General features: G+C 63.5%; 19 protein-coding genes and 1 tRNA gene. 12 read left to right on the top strand and 8 right to left on the bottom strand.

What is annotated here, in order from left to right; genetic code table 11:
• Positions 1–107: 107 nt before the first annotated feature.
• On the bottom strand, positions 108–590 hold the full coding sequence (locus tag J3474_RS04475) for a hypothetical protein (protein ID WP_242528189.1): 483 nt from the start codon (positions 588–590) through the stop codon (positions 108–110).
• Between the two features lie 416 nt (positions 591–1,006).
• Here J3474_RS04475 and J3474_RS04480 point away from each other — a divergent pair, with 416 nt between their 5' ends.
• Positions 1,007–1,399 (top strand): PepSY domain-containing protein, encoded by a 393-nt coding sequence (locus J3474_RS04480; RefSeq protein WP_207093228.1) that lies wholly within the window; start codon positions 1,007–1,009, stop codon positions 1,397–1,399.
• A gap of 3 nt (positions 1,400–1,402) precedes the next feature.
• Here J3474_RS04480 and J3474_RS04485 read toward each other — a convergent pair whose 3' ends face one another.
• Positions 1,403–1,663 carry a DUF2171 domain-containing protein gene (locus tag J3474_RS04485; RefSeq protein WP_207093229.1) on the bottom strand — a complete coding sequence of 87 codons (261 nt, stop codon included), beginning with the start codon at positions 1,661–1,663 and terminating at the stop codon, positions 1,403–1,405.
• 405 nt (positions 1,664–2,068) lie between these two features.
• On the opposite strand from J3474_RS04485, the gene J3474_RS04490 reads away from it, so the two are divergent.
• Positions 2,069–3,121 (top strand): ribonucleotide-diphosphate reductase subunit beta, encoded by a 1,053-nt coding sequence (locus J3474_RS04490; RefSeq protein ID WP_007012369.1) that lies wholly within the window; start codon positions 2,069–2,071, stop codon positions 3,119–3,121.
• Positions 3,122–3,614: 493 nt separating this feature from the next.
• Here J3474_RS04490 and J3474_RS04495 read toward each other — a convergent pair whose 3' ends face one another.
• Positions 3,615–3,983, bottom strand: coding sequence for a membrane protein (locus J3474_RS04495; RefSeq protein WP_013831666.1), 369 nt, complete (start codon positions 3,981–3,983; stop codon positions 3,615–3,617).
• Between the two features lie 134 nt (positions 3,984–4,117).
• Positions 4,118–5,380: a NupC/NupG family nucleoside CNT transporter gene (locus tag J3474_RS04500; protein WP_007012366.1), complete on the bottom strand. Its 1,263-nt coding sequence runs from the start codon at positions 5,378–5,380 to the stop codon at positions 4,118–4,120.
• Between the two features lie 104 nt (positions 5,381–5,484).
• On the opposite strand from J3474_RS04500, the gene J3474_RS04505 reads away from it, so the two are divergent.
• The 7 genes from J3474_RS04505 to J3474_RS04535 all read left to right on the top strand — a co-directional run bounded on the left by J3474_RS04505 (position 5,485) and on the right by J3474_RS04535 (position 10,332).
• Positions 5,485–6,165: a queuosine precursor transporter gene (locus J3474_RS04505; protein WP_007012365.1), complete on the top strand. Its 681-nt coding sequence runs from the start codon at positions 5,485–5,487 to the stop codon at positions 6,163–6,165.
• Positions 6,166–6,175: 10 nt separating this feature from the next.
• On the top strand, positions 6,176–7,075 hold the full coding sequence (gene argB / locus J3474_RS04510) for an acetylglutamate kinase (protein ID WP_013831667.1): 900 nt from the start codon (positions 6,176–6,178) through the stop codon (positions 7,073–7,075).
• 46 nt (positions 7,076–7,121) lie between these two features.
• A complete protein-coding gene (locus J3474_RS04515; protein ID WP_007012363.1) occupies positions 7,122–7,676 on the top strand; it encodes a hypothetical protein in 555 nt (184 codons plus the stop codon).
• Positions 7,677–7,781: 105 nt separating this feature from the next.
• Complete coding sequence (locus J3474_RS04520) at positions 7,782–8,075, top strand: YggT family protein (RefSeq protein WP_007012361.1); 294 nt, start codon at positions 7,782–7,784, stop codon at positions 8,073–8,075.
• Positions 8,075–8,971 carry a bifunctional methylenetetrahydrofolate dehydrogenase/methenyltetrahydrofolate cyclohydrolase FolD gene (gene folD, locus J3474_RS04525; protein WP_013831669.1) on the top strand — a complete coding sequence of 299 codons (897 nt, stop codon included), beginning with the start codon at positions 8,075–8,077 and terminating at the stop codon, positions 8,969–8,971. The genes J3474_RS04520 and folD overlap by 1 nt, the downstream gene beginning before the upstream one ends.
• Entirely contained in the window at positions 8,968–9,690 is a 723-nt protein-coding gene (locus J3474_RS04530; protein ID WP_207093230.1) for a hypothetical protein, read from the top strand. The genes folD and J3474_RS04530 overlap by 4 nt, the downstream gene beginning before the upstream one ends.
• Positions 9,691–9,696: 6 nt before the next feature.
• Positions 9,697–10,332: a MarC family protein gene (locus J3474_RS04535; protein ID WP_007012359.1), complete on the top strand. Its 636-nt coding sequence runs from the start codon at positions 9,697–9,699 to the stop codon at positions 10,330–10,332.
• A 19-nt stretch (positions 10,333–10,351) separates the two neighbouring features.
• Here the strand turns inward: J3474_RS04535 and J3474_RS04540 are convergent, their stop codons facing one another.
• Both J3474_RS04540 and trxA read right to left on the bottom strand, forming a co-directional pair.
• Complete coding sequence (locus tag J3474_RS04540; RefSeq protein WP_013831671.1) at positions 10,352–10,963, bottom strand: LON peptidase substrate-binding domain-containing protein; 612 nt, start codon at positions 10,961–10,963, stop codon at positions 10,352–10,354.
• Between the two features lie 6 nt (positions 10,964–10,969).
• Positions 10,970–11,872, bottom strand: coding sequence for a thioredoxin (trxA, locus tag J3474_RS04545; protein WP_207093576.1), 903 nt, complete (start codon positions 11,870–11,872; stop codon positions 10,970–10,972).
• A 223-nt stretch (positions 11,873–12,095) separates the two neighbouring features.
• Between trxA and J3474_RS04550 the strand changes: the two genes are divergently transcribed.
• Both J3474_RS04550 and J3474_RS04555 read left to right on the top strand, forming a co-directional pair.
• A tRNA-Gly gene (locus tag J3474_RS04550) sits at positions 12,096–12,170 on the top strand.
• Between the two features lie 528 nt (positions 12,171–12,698).
• Positions 12,699–14,693 (top strand): ParB/RepB/Spo0J family partition protein, encoded by a 1,995-nt coding sequence (locus J3474_RS04555; RefSeq protein WP_207093231.1) that lies wholly within the window; start codon positions 12,699–12,701, stop codon positions 14,691–14,693.
• A 147-nt stretch (positions 14,694–14,840) separates the two neighbouring features.
• Here the strand turns inward: J3474_RS04555 and J3474_RS04560 are convergent, their stop codons facing one another.
• Together J3474_RS04560 and J3474_RS04565 are read right to left on the bottom strand one after the other, a co-directional pair.
• On the bottom strand, positions 14,841–15,170 hold the full coding sequence (locus J3474_RS04560) for a YnfA family protein (protein WP_207093232.1): 330 nt from the start codon (positions 15,168–15,170) through the stop codon (positions 14,841–14,843).
• Positions 15,167–15,583, bottom strand: coding sequence for a helix-turn-helix domain-containing protein (locus J3474_RS04565; RefSeq protein WP_207093233.1), 417 nt, complete (start codon positions 15,581–15,583; stop codon positions 15,167–15,169). Before J3474_RS04565 ends, J3474_RS04560 begins: the two co-directional genes overlap by 4 nt.
• Positions 15,584–15,651: 68 nt before the next feature.
• Between J3474_RS04565 and J3474_RS04570 the strand changes: the two genes are divergently transcribed.
• Positions 15,652–16,296 carry a cation transporter gene (locus J3474_RS04570; RefSeq protein WP_207093577.1) on the top strand — a complete coding sequence of 215 codons (645 nt, stop codon included), beginning with the start codon at positions 15,652–15,654 and terminating at the stop codon, positions 16,294–16,296.
• Positions 16,297–16,298: the final 2 nt, after the last annotated feature.

Genomic DNA, 16,298 nt, shown 5'->3' on the forward strand with positions numbered 1-16,298 from the left:
ACACGGACTCCCAGCGGAAGCGGCTCCCGGTTTGCCGGGGGCCGTTTTCGTTTGAGCCCGGATGAAGAGAGGCACACCGTTCGGGCAGGGCTTCTCGTCGACCGGGCTTACTCCACGGTCATGCGGAACGGCAGTTCGATGTCGATCTTCACCCGGTAATTGGGTCCGTTGGTCCCGCTGCGGTCGGCCACCATCACGATCACCGCGCTGCACTTCACCATTGCGTGCGAAAGGTGCCAGCGCTTGAGCCATTCGCGAAACTGCGTGGTCAGGGTGCGCGGGCAGGAGCCGATCACGATATCGTCGATGGTGACGACGACATCGCCCCGGCTGTTCGCATGGTCCTCGTCGAGGTCGAGGGTCGCGATGCATTCGTGCTTGCGGCGCGGGCCATCGCCATTGCCTGCAATCGTCTTGAGCTCGGGCTGATAGTGCGAGGTGCGCACGATTTCGTGGCGGAATTCACCCTTGCCGTGAAGGAAAAGGAAGCGCGTTTCGCCGCCGGGCACGGGTAGCAGGTCGGCATTGATCGGCACCGCGCCAGGGCGCGTGGCCCTGTCGAGGATGACCGGCAAGATCAACCACTTCAAAAACTGTACGAATTTCTTCCAGATACCCACTTTTGCACGCGACGCCCGATTTTCATGGGATTTTGACAGGTTCTTTAGTGCGGTTTGACTGTAGCCGATAGCCCGGTTGGAGGGGCACGAGCGGAGTTTTCCCCGCCGGCTTTCGTAGCTTGAATGTCGCAATACCGCAGAAATCCGCACCGTTCGCGGCGCTGCGGGAGCGAATTCTCCGCCCGCATCAGCCGGTTACGAACGGGCCCGGCAAGTATTCGTCTGCGTAAAAGGCGAAGGATAGCAGCTTTGCCGGAATGTGCCCTCGAAGTGTGCAGCTTTTACCATTTGCGACAATTTGCGGCTTGAGGTCGACGGGCCGAATGCGGATGGGATCGCACAAGACAGTTCCTCTACCGGCATCAGTTTCAGGACCAGATACGACAATGCGCAAGTGGCACCGATGGCTTTCCGTTTTCTTTGGCGTCTTCATGCTCTGGATCGCCGTCACAGGGGTCCTGAGCCAGGTTGCCGTGCTCTGGCCGAGCGGCGCGCCCGATGCTGCCGCACAGGCCGCGGCCGCGCCGCCGCCCGGCTTCGAATGCCCCGAAGGCTGGCGCTGCATGCCGCCACGCGGCGATGGAGGCGGCATCCGTTCGCTGACCGGGCTGTTCCATCACCTGCACTCGGGTGAAAGCTTCGGCCCGATCGGCACGCTGATTTCGGTGCTCTCCGGCCTGACCCTGATCTTCTTCTCGATTTCGGGCCTGTGGCTCTACGTGCAGATGTGGCAGAACCGGAAGAGCCGTTCGCTCAATCCGCGCTGGTTCTGGAAGTAAGGTTCAGGGGGTGCCGCCAAGCCCGAAGGTGGCATCCCCGCGCCCGGACAGGAGGACGCTCGTCTCGTCGACGCCGTCGACCTGGGTGATGACGATGAAGTCATGCTCCTGATCGTCCGGCGTTCCATCGAGGAAGATCTCCTCTCCCTTCATGCCCGACACGATGCCGATGCACGAACCGTCGGGATTGAGTACCCGCATGCCCTTGCGGATCGTTCCCACGACCGTCGTCCAGGCGGTTTCGTCCGATCTCTGCTCTGTCATGGGATTTCTCCTGTTGAGGGGGGCAGAAATGCCATCCCCCTATATCATGAATAATGCCTCGGGCGGCGCTCGGGTTCCTGCGAGCGGCGCCGGGCCGCGCGCGGGGCGAAGCCAAGGACCAAGCACGAGTCGCGTCGCATTCGAGCGGGTCGGCCGGGCTCTGGAATACTAGGTCTAGCGTCCCCATATTCATCGGGCCGCTAGATATGCGGGGGACGAGGCTGTGCATATGTTCCAGGCACGTCTCCCACCGCAAAGCGATTTTTGGTTATCGTGGCGCCCTTCGCTCGGGTCATGTCACTGCGGGCGAAAGCGTTTTCGACCCGGAAAGTCCTGCCGAGCCGCCGATCCGGCCGGCCGAATCGACCGGGCCACTGATCAACCGATGCCCGGAGTGAGTCGCCCATGCCCCTTCTCGAAGCCCGCAAGACCTACAAGCCCTTCGAATATCCCTGGGCCTACGACTACTGGAAGCTCCAGCAGCAGGTCCATTGGCTGCCCGAGGAAGTGCCGCTGGGCGAAGATTGCCGCGACTGGGCGCAGAAGCTTTCCGAGCATGAGCGCAACCTGCTCACGCAGATCTTCCGCTTCTTCACCCAGGCCGACGTCGAGGTGCAGGACTGTTACCACGACAAGTACGCGCGGGTGTTCAAGCCGACCGAGATCAAGATGATGCTCACCGCCTTCTCCAACATGGAGACGGTGCACATCGCGGCCTATTCGCACTTGCTCGACACCATCGGCATGCCCGAGAGCGAGTACGGCATGTTCCTCGAATATGCCGAGCTCAAGGACAAGCACGACTACCTGCAGCGTTTCGGCGTCGATTCCGATGAGGACATCGCCCGCACGCTCGCCATGTTCGGCGGCTTCACAGAGGGCGTGCAGCTTTTCGCCAGCTTCGCGATGCTGATGAACTTCCCGCGCTTCAACAAGATGAAAGGCATGGGCCAGATCGTTTCGTGGTCGGTGCGCGACGAATCGCTGCACTGCGAGGGCATCACCCGCCTGTTCCACGCCTTCACCAAGGAACGCGACTGCCTGACCAAGGCGGTGAAGGAAGACATCGCCGACCAGTGCCAGACGACCGTGCGGCTGGAAGACAACTTCATCGACCTGGCCTTCGAGCTGGGCCCGGTCCCCGGTATGACCGCCAAGGACATCAAGAAGTACATCCGCTTCATCGCGGACTGGCGTCTCGGCCAGCTTGGCCTCAAGCCGATCTACCTGATCGACGAGCACCCGCTGCCCTGGCTGCAGCCGCTGCTCAACGGCGTCGAGCATGCCAACTTCTTCGAGACCCGCGCCACCGAATATTCCAAGGGCGCGACCCGCGGGAACTGGAACGACGTCTGGACGAATTTCGACCAGCGCCGCAAGGCCAAGGCCAACGACGTCGACGAACTCGACGACGGCAGCGAGCCCGACATGTTCGGCGGCACGCAGGCAGCGGAGTAATCCGCCAGGCCACATGCCGCTGCGTCATGGCGGCCTCTCCCGCACAAGCGGGAAAACGACAAGACCGCCCCTCCCACGCGCGGGAGGGGCCTGGGGCAGGCGCGGCTACCTCGACTGCCGTCTTGCTGCAGTGCAAAATCGCCACGCTGCCTGTGACATGAAAGACACGCGCGGCAATTACCGGGCCATCGGTGCCGTATTCTTGCAACCTTGGGATTGTACCCGGCGTTGAAACGTCGGAACAAGGGTGCAGCCGGGTTCGGCAGGACATGGCAAGCCTGTTCCTGCCACTCGTGCCGGAGGAAGCGTCAGCGAAAGCAGGCGCCAGAGCCGGCCAGGCGCCGCCCGGACAGCGCGAATCCCCGTCCGGGCGGCGCTGCCTCTTCCTGCGAAACGCTTGCCGCAGGACGGAGCAATGGAGCGTCCTGGCGGAGCATCATGATACCGCATCATGACTTGGCCACGACGCTCCTTTTTCTTCGGGCGATCCCGTTCAGGCCAGCCAGGTTGATGGATTGGGCATCGGTGCATGCTTCTGCGCGTTGAGCAGGCTCAACACGCTGCGCACGATCACCAGCACTGCGACGGCGGGCAGGATCAGGAAGCCGATCAGCACGATCATGAGCATGAAGCCCACGACAGAGCCGACCAGCCCGATCCAGAACGTGTTGATCAGGTACTGGTAATGCGAAACTTCCCAGTCCGCTTTCGGTTCGTTGCGCCAGACAAATGCAAGAACGATGCCGACGATCGCCGTTACCCCGGTCAGGAACGAGGCAAGATAAAGCAGGCTGATGATCGTCGGATTATTGAACTCGAAACCTGAATTGGCAGGCGTCGGGGTGGGCTTCATTTCATCCATGGTAATCCTCCATGATGGCCGGCCCCGATGCTGCCTGTAATACTCTTGAGGCGCAAGACACTGATTTTGAGGCGGTGACCCGTTCCGCGAAAGCGAAAGTGGGGGCGCAGGACGGCCCGGTTTCCCGCCCTCTTTCAGCCCAGACCGAGGAACAGTCCGGCCAGCGCCGCGCTCATCAGGTTGGACAGGCTCCCGGCTGCCAGCGCGCGCAGGCCGAGGCGGGCGATCACCGGGCGCTGGTTGGGCGCCAGCCCGCCGGTCACCGCCATCTGGATCGCGATCGAGGAGAAATTGGCAAAGCCGCACAGCGCGAAGGTCACGACGGCGACAGTTCGCGGGGACAGACCTGCCGCGCCGCCAAGGTCGATGAAGGCGACGAACTCGTTGAGCACGATCTTCGTGCCGAACAGGCTGCCGGCCTGCATCGCCTCGTGCCAGTCGGGCGCGGCGAGCAGGTAGAAGATCGGCGCGAGCAGGTAGCCCAGCAGCGACTGGAAAGTGACGTCCTGGTAGCCGAACAGACCTGCAGCCCAGCCGACCACGCCATTGGCCAGCGCGATCAGGGCAACGAAGGCAAGTACCATCGCGCCGACCGCGACTGCCAGCTTCACGCCCGTCTGCGCGCCTTGCGATGCGGCCATGATGATATTGGCGGGGCGTTCCTCGTCATGCGGCACCTCGACCTGTGCGCCGCGGGCAGCGGCTTCCAGCGCCGCATCTTCCTGGGCCAGCGTCACCCTGCGCGGATCGGGCATGATCATCTTGGCCATGAAGATGCCGCCCGGTGCGGACATGAAGGCGGCAGCCACGAGGTAATCGATGCGGATGCCCATGCTGGCATAGGCGGCCAGGATCGTGCCGGCGACCCCGGCCAGGCCGACCGTCATCACGCAGAACAGTTGCGAGGGTGTCAGCCCGGCAATGTAGGGGCGAATCACCAGCGGGCTTTCGCTTTGGCCGACGAAGATGTTGGAGGCCGCGCACAGGCTTTCGACCTTGCTGATCCCGGTTACTTTCTCCAGCGCGCCGCCGATCCAGCGGATCACCAGCGGCATGATCCGCAGGTAGTAGAGGATCGAGATCAGCGAGGCGAAGAAGATGATGACCGGCAATGCCGAGATGGCGAAGCTGGTGCCGCCGATCTCCGGGCGGGCGAGGGGCCCGAACAGGAACTCCACCCCGGCATGGGCATAGCCGAGCAGGTTGCTCACGCCCCGCGACGCGCCGTTCAGCAGCGAGCGGCCGAAGGGCACGTAGAGCACGAGAGCGGCAAAGCCGGCCTGCAGCGCAAAGGCGGCGCCGACCACGCGGGGGCGGATGGCCTTGCGATCTGTGGAGAGGAGGAATGCGACAGCCGCGATGAGAGCAATGCCGATCAGGCTATAGGCAACGTGCATTCGGCGCATTTCTCCGCAGGAGGCCAAAAAACCCGGCAAACCTAATGCCCTGCGCAAAAGGCGGCTAGTGCAATTGCGAAGCCGAACGGTTAGATCGTCCGACCATGATCACGCCCCCCTTGCCGCAATCGCGCAATTGCCCGCCAGGCCTGATGCTCTTCTCGCTGATTTATGGCGGCATGGTGACACTGGGCGGCGTCTTGGGCGCCAAGCAGGTGTCTATCGGACCGCTTGCGGTGGAGGCGGGTATCTTCCCATTCCTGACCCTGGTGGCGACGTCCAGCGGTATTGCCGAACTCTACGGCAAGGATACCGCGAACCGGCTGGCGCGCTTCGGGCTGGTACCGCTTGTCATGGCTATCGCGCTGACTTTCTTCGTGCTGCAACTGCCCACCGATCCGGGCATGTATGAGCCGGCCAAGGCCGCCTTTCCGGTAATCCTGGGCCAGTCGGGGCGGATGATGGCGGCAGGGATCTGCGCCTATGCCGTCTCGCTCACGCTCAATATCTGGATCTTCTCGAAGCTGCGGGCCGCGACCGGGCGCTTCGCCGGCTTGCGCGGCTTCATCGCGGCGGCGCTCTCGCAGATCGTCGACACGATGATCTTCATCACCATCTCGTTCTACGGCGTGCGCGAGATCTTCGGGATCCTGGTCGGGCAGGCGCTTGCCAAGGTCGTGCTCTCGGCCGTCGTGGTCCCGATCGTGATCTGGATCGTCGTGAAACTCGGCCATTTTCTGGACGGAAACGCCGAAAATGCTTCAAATCGCGCGCAGGAGCGTTAAAGCGCACCCCATGCCGAATCCACACGATCCCTCGCTCCTTGCCAAGGCCGAAACGCTCGTCGACGCGCTGCCTTACCTGCAGCGTTACGCAGGTCGCACCTTCGTCGTGAAGTACGGCGGCCATGCCATGGGCGATCCCGAACTGGCGCACGATTTCGCCGAAGATGTCGTCCTGCTCAAGGCAGTGGGCATCAACCCCGTGGTCGTCCACGGCGGCGGCCCGCAGATCGGTGCCATGCTCAAGAAGGTCGGGGTGGAAAGCCAGTTCATCGACGGGCTGCGCGTCACCGACAAGGCGACTGCCGAAGTGGCCGAGATGGTCCTTTCAGGGGCGATCAACAAGGAGATCGTGGGCTGGATCGCCAAGGCCGGCGGGCGCGCGATGGGCCTGTCGGGCAAGGACGGCGGCCTCGTCACCGCCCGCAAGGTGCAGCGCACCAGCAAGGATCCGGACAGCAATATCGAGCGCGTGGTCGATCTCGGCTTCGTCGGCGAACCCGACAGGATCGATACCAGCGTGATCGAATCGATTTCGGCGGCGGGCATGATCCCGGTCATCGCGCCGATCGCGCCGGGCCCCAATGGCGAGACTTACAACGTCAACGCCGATACGATGGCCGGCTCCATCGCGGCGGCACTGGGCGCAGCGCGCCTGTTCCTGCTCACCGACGTGCACGGCGTGCTCGACAAGCAGGGCGAGCTGCTGACCGACTTGCGCCCGGCCGATATTGACCGCCTGCAGAAGGACGGAACCATCTCGGGAGGGATGATCCCGAAGCTGGAAACCTGCGTCCATGCCGTGGAAGCTGGGTGTGAAGCCGCCGTTGTCCTTGACGGACGGGTATCGCATGCCATGTTATTGGAAATTTTCACGCAGGAAGGTGCCGGCACGCTCATCCGCGCAGGCTAGGATTTTTGCGAAGGGGACCAAGGGTCTGAAAGGCATCTCTAAAACCATGCATCTCAAAGCCGCTTTTGCCACCGCGCTCACGGCGAGCGTGCTGCTGCTCTCCGCCTGCGACAAGGAACCGCCGATGGCCGAGCCTTCCGCCAGCATCAGCGGCGAGGCAAGCGAAGGTGCCATGGTTCAGGAAGTGCCTTCCGCCGATGCCTCCGGGGCGGCATCCGCCGGCCTGGCCGCCGGTCTGGACATGGCCGCGCTCAAGGAGCGCCGCGATCCCGAACGCCTGCTGCGTTTCTACACCAATGCCATCCGCATCGGCGACTGGGGCGATGCCGCCAGGGCCTGGAGCCTCGACGCGCAGATGACGCCCGAGAAGCTCGAGAAGGAATTCGGCGGCAATGCCGGGCCGAAGGTGGCGGTGGGCAAGGGCGATACCTCGGGCGCTGCCGGATCGCTCTATTACGAGGCGCCGATGGTGGTCGACTTCGCCGATGGACGTCCCTCGCGCCGCGGCACGATTGTCCTGCGCCGCGTCAACGATGTGCCGGGAGCCAGCGAGGAACAGCTCAACTGGCGGATCGAGCGCACCTCCACCCTGCCGCAATAGTCTTTCGTCGGCGGGCATGGGTCCGCTGCAGACTGCGGCCTTGCTCCCCACGCGCCTGCTCGGCTATCAGCCGCAGCGCCAGTTCCAGAAGAAAGGGAGCAGGACTTGCTCTTCTACACCCTCTACCAGATCATCGATTACCTCGTGAACATCATCGTGTTCGTGGTGATCGTGCAGTTCGTGCTGGGCCTGTTGATCGCCTTCAACGTGGTCAACATGCACAACCAGTTCGTGGCGTCGGTCTATCAGGCCCTCAATGCCCTGCTCGAACCGCTGCTGCGGCCGATCAGGCGCCTGATGCCCAGCACCGGGACGATCGATTTCTCGCCCATGATCCTGATCATCGGGCTTACCATCCTCCAGATCATCCTGGGCAATCTCGCAAGGGCCTACGGCTGATGAGCGAAGCAGCGATTATCGACGGCAAGGCATTCGCCGAAGGCCTGCGCGGCCGCGTCGCCACTTTCGCGTCGCAGTTCGAGGCGAAGGCCGGGCGCAAGGCGGGCCTGGCAGTGGTTCTCGTGGGTGAGGACCCGGCAAGCCAGGTCTATGTGCGCAACAAGGGCAAGCAGACGCTTGCCTGCGGCATGAACAGCTTCGAGCACAAGCTTGATGCCGACACGAGCGAGGCAGACCTGCTGGCGCTCGTCGAAAAGCTCAATGCCGACCCGGCGGTGGACGGGATTCTCGTCCAGCTGCCGCTGCCTGCGCACATGAACGAGCAGAAGGTCATCGCCACGATCAATCCGGACAAGGACGTCGACGGTTTCCATGTCGTCAATGTCGGCCGTCTGGCGACCGGGCTGCCCGGTTTCGTGCCCTGCACGCCGCTGGGCTGCTTGATGCTGCTGAAGGACCGGCTCGGCTCGCTTTCGGGCCTCGATGCCGTGGTCATCGGTCGCTCCAACATCGTCGGAAAGCCGATGGCGCAGTTGCTCACGGCGGAAAGTTGCACGGTGACGATTGCGCACAGCCGCACCAAAGACCTTCCCGAGGTCGTGCGCCGCGCCGACATCGTCGTGGCTGCCGTGGGTCGTCCGGAAATGGTCAAGGGTGACTGGATCAAGCCCGGTGCCACCGTGATCGACGTAGGTATCAACCGCGTTCCCGCGGCAGAGGAAGGCAAGACGAAGCTCGTCGGCGACGTCGACTTCGCTTCGGCCTTGCCAGTTGCCGGGGCGATCACCCCGGTACCCGGCGGCGTGGGGCCGATGACGATTGCCGTGCTCCTGCGCAATACCCTGGTGGCCGCGCATCGCAACGCCGGCGTCGCGCTTGACGAGAACGCGATTTGAAGCCTGCCGCGCTCGGTCTTGCGCTGCTGGCGCTGGCCGGGGTGCTTGCATCCCCGGCACTGGCCGAGCCGCGTCGCCGGCCCGGCCCCGGCACTGCCAATCCGAGCGCGCTGGTCGCCGCTGAAATCGCCTTCAATCGCCTCGCGCATGACAAGGGGCAATGGACGGCGTTTCGCAAGACCTCCGACGAATCCGCGATCATGTTCGTGCCGCAGCCGGTCCTTGCAAGGTCGTGGCTCGGCGGGCGATCCGACCCCGCGCAGCCCGTGCAGTGGGAGCCTTACGAGGTCTGGATGAGCTGTGATGGTTCGCTGGGCGTCACTCGCGGCGCCTATCAGGCGCCCGGCGGCGCGGCGGGTTACTTCACGACGATCTGGCGGCAGGACAAGAAGGGCGAATACCGCTGGGTGCTCGACCAGGGCGCGCCGCTGGCCAAGCCGCTCGACAAGCCCTTCATGCTATCCGCCTCCGTAGCCGACTGCCCGTCGCGCGGCGAGTGGCCGGGCGCCTATCGCGGCAAGGCCGAGGATGAGCGCCGCGACCGCGAGCCGATCAAGGTCGCGGGCATGGACGGCAGCGGCACGTCGGACGACGGCACGCTGACCTGGGCCTACCACGTCGAACCCGACTTTGCCCGAACCCTTACCGTGTCATTGCGAAAGGATGGCGAGATGAAGCCCGTGCTTTCCCTGAAAGTCAGTGCCGAGGACGCCAGGTAGAATTCCATGCTTGAGCTGTTTCTTTCGGCTTTCGTATCGCTGTTCGTTGTCATCGACCCGCCCGGGTGCGCGCCGATCTATGCCGGACTTTCGGCCGACGCCACGCGGAGGCAGGCCATTGCGATGGCTGCCCGTGCCTGCGTCATCGCCGCGATCATTCTCGTCATATTCGCGCTGTTCGGCGAAAAGCTGCTTGGCGCGCTGCACATCGAGCTCAATGCCTTTCGCATCGCAGGCGGCATCATGCTGTTCATGATCGCCACCGAAATGGTGTTCGAAAAGCGTACGCAGCGGCGCGAAGAGCGGGCCGAGAAAATCATGGCGACGCCGGAAGTGGAGGACGTGTCGGTCTTCCCGATGGCCATGCCGATGCTCGCCGGGCCGGGTTCTATCGCCACGATCATGCTGCTGACCGCGCGCGCCCAGGGCATCGAGCAGACCTTTGCCGTGCTGGGCGCGATGCTGCTCGTCCTTTTGCTCAGCTTTGCCGCGCTTGCTGCCGCCGGGCCCTTGATGCGGGTGCTGGGGGACAAGGTGGAGGCGGTGATTACCCGCCTGCTGGGCGTCCTGCTGGCCGCGTTGGCGGCGCAATACGTGATCGACGGCGTCACCGCCGTGCTGCGCTTCCCGGCGGCGGCCTGAGCCGCCGCCGCGCGCGCTTCTACTGCAGGGTCACGCCTTCTTCGTCGCCTTCGCCGTGGCGGCCGAAGAACTGCATGAGCTGCACGAGCAGCTCGCATCGCGCGCCCAGCCCGTTGGCTTCAAGCAGGGCCTGCTTGGCGGCGGGGTCGAACGGGGCGATCTGTGAAACGCCGTTGATCAGCGAGACGTCGTCCAGCCGGGCTACCTGATCCCAGTCTACCGCATAGCCCTGCATGTCGGCAAAGCGGCGCGCTTCCCGTTCGAAGCTGGCGCGCTCGACCGGGGCTAGGGCTTCGTCCTCGCTCTCCTCGATCAGTTCGGCCTCGACCTGCCGGAACGGGGTGGTGACATCGAGTTCCTTGACGATGCGGAAACGCGATTCGCCTTCGAGAATGATGTTGAAGCGCCCGTCCTCGAGCGCTTCAACGTCGCCGATGCGGCCCAGACAGCCGATCGAGAAGAGCGGTGCGCCTTCCTCTGGCCGCTGAGGCTGGATCATGCCGATCAGCCGGTCGCGCGCGAGCGCATCACTTATCATCGCCCGGTAGCGCGGTTCGAAGATGTGCAGCGGCAGCTGCAGTCCCGGATAGAGAACCACCCCGGGCAGGGGAAAGATGGTGATGCGCGTCACGGAGGGTCAGCCGAACAGGATCGTCGAGAGCTTGCGCCGGGTTGCCGAGACCCAGGGATCTTCCAGACCGACGGCTTCGAAGATCTGGAGCAGCTTGGCGCGCGCGGCGCCATCGTTCCATTCGCGGTCGGCCTGGATCATCGCCAGGAGCGTTTCGCCAGCGGTATCGCGCTCACCGGCGGCAAAGGCAGCATTGGCGAAGGCAAGCTGCGCGTCCATGTCGTCGGGGCGCTCGGCCGCGGCGGTGCGAAGGGCGGCCAGCTCGCTGTCGTCGGGCTTGTCCTTGGCCAGCTGCAGGGCAGCGCGCGCGCGCTCCACATGCGCATCCTGCGCCAGTTCCGGGGTCAGGCTACCGAGCACCTGCTCGGCTTCCTCGAGGCGTCCTGAAGCGATGAAGCTGCGAATCAGGCCGGAGAGCGCCTCGGCATTGTCGGGGGCCATTTCGACGATCTGCATGAAGATGCTGGCGGCGCGTTCGGCGTCATCCCCTGCCAGCGCTTCCTCGCCCATGGCGAGAAGCGGTGCCAGATCGGCCTCCGGCTCACCGCCGCCGGGTTCGACCGGAAGCTTTTCCAGCAGCTGGTCGAGCGTGGACTTGAGCTGCGATTCGGTGCGTGCGCCGGTCAGGTCGGCAACCGGCTGGCCGCGAAAGATCGCATAGACGGTCGGGATCGAGCGGACCTGGAACTGCGAGGCAATGAACTGTTCTTCGTCGACGTTCACTTTCGCGAGCAACACGCCCTTTTCGGCATATTCGGCGGCAACCTTTTCGAGCACGGGCGTGAGCGCCTTGCACGGCCCGCACCATTCGGCCCAGAAATCGAGGATCACCAACTGCGTCATCGAGGGTTCGACAACGGACTGGCGAAAACGGTCCACTGCCTTCTGTTCGTCGAGGTTGAGACCCATGCTGGCCAAAGTGCTTGCTCCTAAACTGTGCTGCGGTTGCATAGATCGGGACTTTGCGAGCGTTTGTGAAGGGTCATTGCGTCGGAAATGCCGGTTTTGCGTTGCTCTGTCAGGGAGGATGAAAAAATTTTCGATTTCCCTCTTGCCACCCCAAAAAGGCACTGCTAGTGGCGCGCCTCCACCCCGGGCCTACCGGCAAACACGGCAGGCCTCGAACGTCAGAGCGGGCGTAGCTCAGGGGTAGAGCACAACCTTGCCAAGGTTGGGGTCGAGGGTTCGAATCCCTTCGCCCGCTCCAGTTTTCCATGACAAATCAGCGAATTAGCGCCACGGCGCATTCCCTTTCGCTGGAGACAAAGCCGGTTGCGAGGGCTGTTGTCTCCACATTGTCTCCAGAAAATCGGCAAACTCAGGTTGGTTCTGGCGTCGAATAGCGAAGATTGCGGCGGCGTCGCCCTTTGGGCCGGGCTTTCGGTTTGCACCGGAGCCAAGCGTTGCCTGTCTCCGCCATGCGGCTTCAATCCCTGACGCGAGCGTCGTTTCACGTCATGTCGTAAATCCGCGTCTGCGAATTCGCGTCGTCCTCTGGATGCGGAGATCGGTCCAGGGCTGCGCCGACCCGATCGCGTTGTTTGTATCTCTCCCCGTCGGTGGGGTGGGCGACGCTTCCCTTTAGGTTCGCCGCGCCGGGGCGCAACGCGCTTTGCGCTTACTTCCTCTTCGTTTCAGCCCTCCGGGTGCGCCCCGGCTCTGACAGCGAACCAGCCGGTCGCTCCTTCGCCGCCCACCCCATTCCGGGGTGAGTGTGTGTTGAAGGAGAAGTGTGATGAACGCTGTTACCGAAACCACCGCTGCCGAGCCTGCGTCGGGCGTCGAGATCTTAGTGCCTTTGAACAAGCTCAAGAAGTCCCCGCGCAATGCGCGCAAGGTGCCGCATGGGGAAAGCGCCATCGAGGCACTGGCCGCATCCATCGCGCACAAGGGACTGATCCAGAACCTTGTCGTGGAACCCGAAGTGAAGGAGGACGGGACGCCGACCGGCTCCTATTTCGTCACCGCTGGCGAAGGCCGCAGGCAGGCGATGCTGTTGTGTGCCAAGCGCCGGAAGATGAAGAAATCCGATCTGGTGCGCTGCTGGCTCGATACCGAAAACGATCCGTCCGAGATCAGTCTGGACGAGAATGTGACCCGGACCCCCATGCACCCCGCCGACCAGTTCGAGCGGTTCCGCGAGCTTTCCGAAACCAAGGGTTGGGGCGCGCAGGAAATCGGCGCGCGGTTCGGCGTGTCCGCCCATGTCGTGAAGCAGCGGCTGCGCCTTGGTGCTGTGTCTCCGAAGCTGTTGCAGGTCTACCGCGAGGATGGGCTGACGCTGGATCAGTTGATGGCCTTTGCCATTACCGGGGACCACGACCGACAGGAGCAGGTGTTCGAGAGCCTGCATCACAACCGCGAGCCATGGATCATTCGGCGCGATCTGACCGCCGCCAATGTTCCCGGCCATGATCGCCGCGCGATCTTCGTGGGTGAGGCAGCTTATGAAGAAGCGGGCGGCACGATCATCCGCGACCTGTTTGCCGACGAAGGCGGCGGCTATTTCGAGGATGCGGGTTTGCTCGATATGCTGGCTATCGAGAAGCTGCGCGAGGTTGCTGCCGAAGTGCAGGCCGAGGGCTGGAAATGGGTCGAGGCGCATATCGACTATCCCCATGCCCACGGCATGCGGCATTTCTATCCCGAAGCCGTTGCCCTGTCCGACGAGGACGAGAAGCGGTTGGAAGCGGCGTCAGCCCAGTATGACCAGCTTGTCGAGAATTTCGACTCCTATGACGAAATGCCGGAGGACGTGGCGGCCAAGGTCGAGGCGCTGGATGCGGAGATCGATGCGATTTCCGACAATCGCCATGCCTATGATGCCAATGTGATCGCGTATGGCGGTGTGTTCGTGGTGCTCAACCATGACGGGACGGTCAGAGTTGAGCGCGGTTTCGTTCGTGCCGAGGATGAGGTGCTGGCCGATCCGCAGCCCGATGGTGAAGCCATCGACCCGGAGACGGTCGAGGATGAGCAGGCCGAAGGTGATGAGGATGTGCAGGAAATCGAGGACGAGGAAGTCGGCAAACCGATTTCCGATGCCTTGACCCGCGACCTGTCCGCGCACCGAACGCTGGCCCTTCGCGTGGCGCTTGGCGAGCGGCCCGACATGGCGTTGATCGCGCTCACCCACACGCTGACCTCGCAACTGTTTTACAGCTATGCCGAGGCCGGTTGCCTTGAGGTTCGTCCGACCGTGACGCCGCTTGGCAGTCATGCGGACGGTATCGAAGACACGCCGCTGGCGGCCAAGGCAAACGCGGCGCATGAGGCGTGGGCGGAACGCATGCCGCGTGACGTGGCGGACCTGTGGGCCTTCATTGTCGCTCTGGACGACGAGGACCGGACGGCGCTGCTGGCGTATTGTGTATCCTGCACCGTCAATGCCCTGCGTCTGCCGTGGGATCGCAAGCCCCGTTCGCTGCAAACCGCGGACAGGCTGGCAAGCGCGCTGTCGCTCGACATGGCGAAGGACTGGACGCCCACCGTGGACAGCTACCTTGGCCGTGTCACCAAGGCGCATATCGTCGAGGCCTTGAGCGAAGGTGTGTCGGAGGATGCCGCGCGCCGGATCGTGGACATGAAGAAAGCCGACATGGCGCAGTCCGCCGAGCAGCTTCTGGCCGGGACCGGATGGTTGCCTGCGATCCTGCGGACGCCGGAGGCGGATGCTTCCGAAGCGCAAGCAAAGGACGGTGAAGACTTCTACGCCGTCGCCGCCGAATAGCGGCATGAGCCGGGGCCGCGCGAGCGGTCCCGGCTCTCTTTACCGCTTTTTGTGACAGGCTGAAAAATTGCGGCCGCGCCCGATGGGGCGCGGCCGTATTGTTATGCGTCGGATCGTCACCGCTGGTAATTAACCCGGCTCACCGGTTCAAATAGAACGGGGACCAAGTAGGATAATGGCCGCCCCAACGAGACAGATGGAGGCACCGGTAATATCCCATCGATCGGGGCGCAGCCCTTCAATCGCCCATAGCCAGCCCAGTGAGGCAGCAATATAGACGCCGCCATAGGCAGCATAGGTTCGTCCCGCCGCATCGCTGTCGACCAAGGTCAGCAGCCACGCGAACAAGGCGAGCGAAATCATGCCGGGAAGAAGCCAAAAAGGTGATTTGCCGAGCCGCAGCCAAGCCCAGTAGGAGAAGCAACCTGCGATCTCGGCCAACGCTGCGCCGAGATAGGCGAACGGTGTGAGGCTCACAGGGTCTCTCCTGAAGTGGCAGGCGGTGCGAGCGCCTCGATAATCCGGCAATCCCCAACCGTGCCGCCGTCGCAGGTGTCGAGCAATGCGGACAGCTCGCTCCGAAGCGCAGTCAGATCGGCGATCTTACGCTCGACCTCGGCAAGGTGATCGCGGGCCAAGGCATCGACCATGGCGCAGTCGCGTGTGCGATCATCCGACAGTGACAGCAACGCCCGCACCCGATCGAGCGGAAAGCCGAGATCGCGTGCCCGGCGAATGAATGAGAGCCGGCCCAGTTCCGCCTTCCCATAGGAGCGATAATTACCCGAAGTCCGTTCGGGCTTCGCAAGCAATCCGATCCGCTCGTAATAGCGGATCGTCTCTACGTTCGTGCTTGTTGCATTGCCCAGTTCGCCGATCGTGAACGCCATGCCCTTGACCCTGTAGTTGCTACAGGGTGCATATAGGCGGTCGTATCGCAATAATCGAGGTGACGAATATGGCAGGCGGATGTTGCGGCGGTTGCGAAACGACCGCACCGACCACGGACAAGGCATGGCGACGAGTGCTGTGGATCGTGCTGGCCATCAATGCCGGCATGTTCGGCGTCGAGATGGTGGCGGGGGTTGCGGCGCATTCGGCATCGCTCAAAGCCGACGCACTCGACTTTCTCGGGGATGCCGCCAACTATGCGATCAGCCTCGGCGTTGCCGGCATGGCGCTGCAATGGCGCGCGCGGGCCGCATGGCTCAAGGGTGCCTCGCTGCTCCTGCTCGGCTTTTGGATTCTCGCCAGCACCGTGTGGATGGCGATAACGGGCACGCTTCCAAGGGCGGAGACGATGGGCATTATCGGCGTGCTGGCACTCATCGCCAATTGCGCCTGCGCTGTCATGCTATGGCGCCACCGAGACGGCGATGCCAATCGCAGGTCCGTGTGGATCTGCTCGCGCAATGACGCGATCGGAAATGTGGCCGTGGTCGCCGCCGCGCTCGGCGTGTTCGGCACGGGTACCGCCTGGCCTGATATCGCCGTTGCTATGATCCTCGCCAGTCTTGGTGTCAGTGGCGGATGGCAGATCGTCCGGCAGGCTCGGTCCGAATTGCGGGGACTTTCGGGAAGTAGGGCACGCGCGGCCACCTGAGG

The sequence above is a fragment of the Novosphingobium sp. PY1 genome (assembly GCF_017312445.1).
In the GTDB taxonomy this organism is placed as follows: Bacteria; Pseudomonadota; Alphaproteobacteria; order Sphingomonadales; family Sphingomonadaceae; genus Novosphingobium.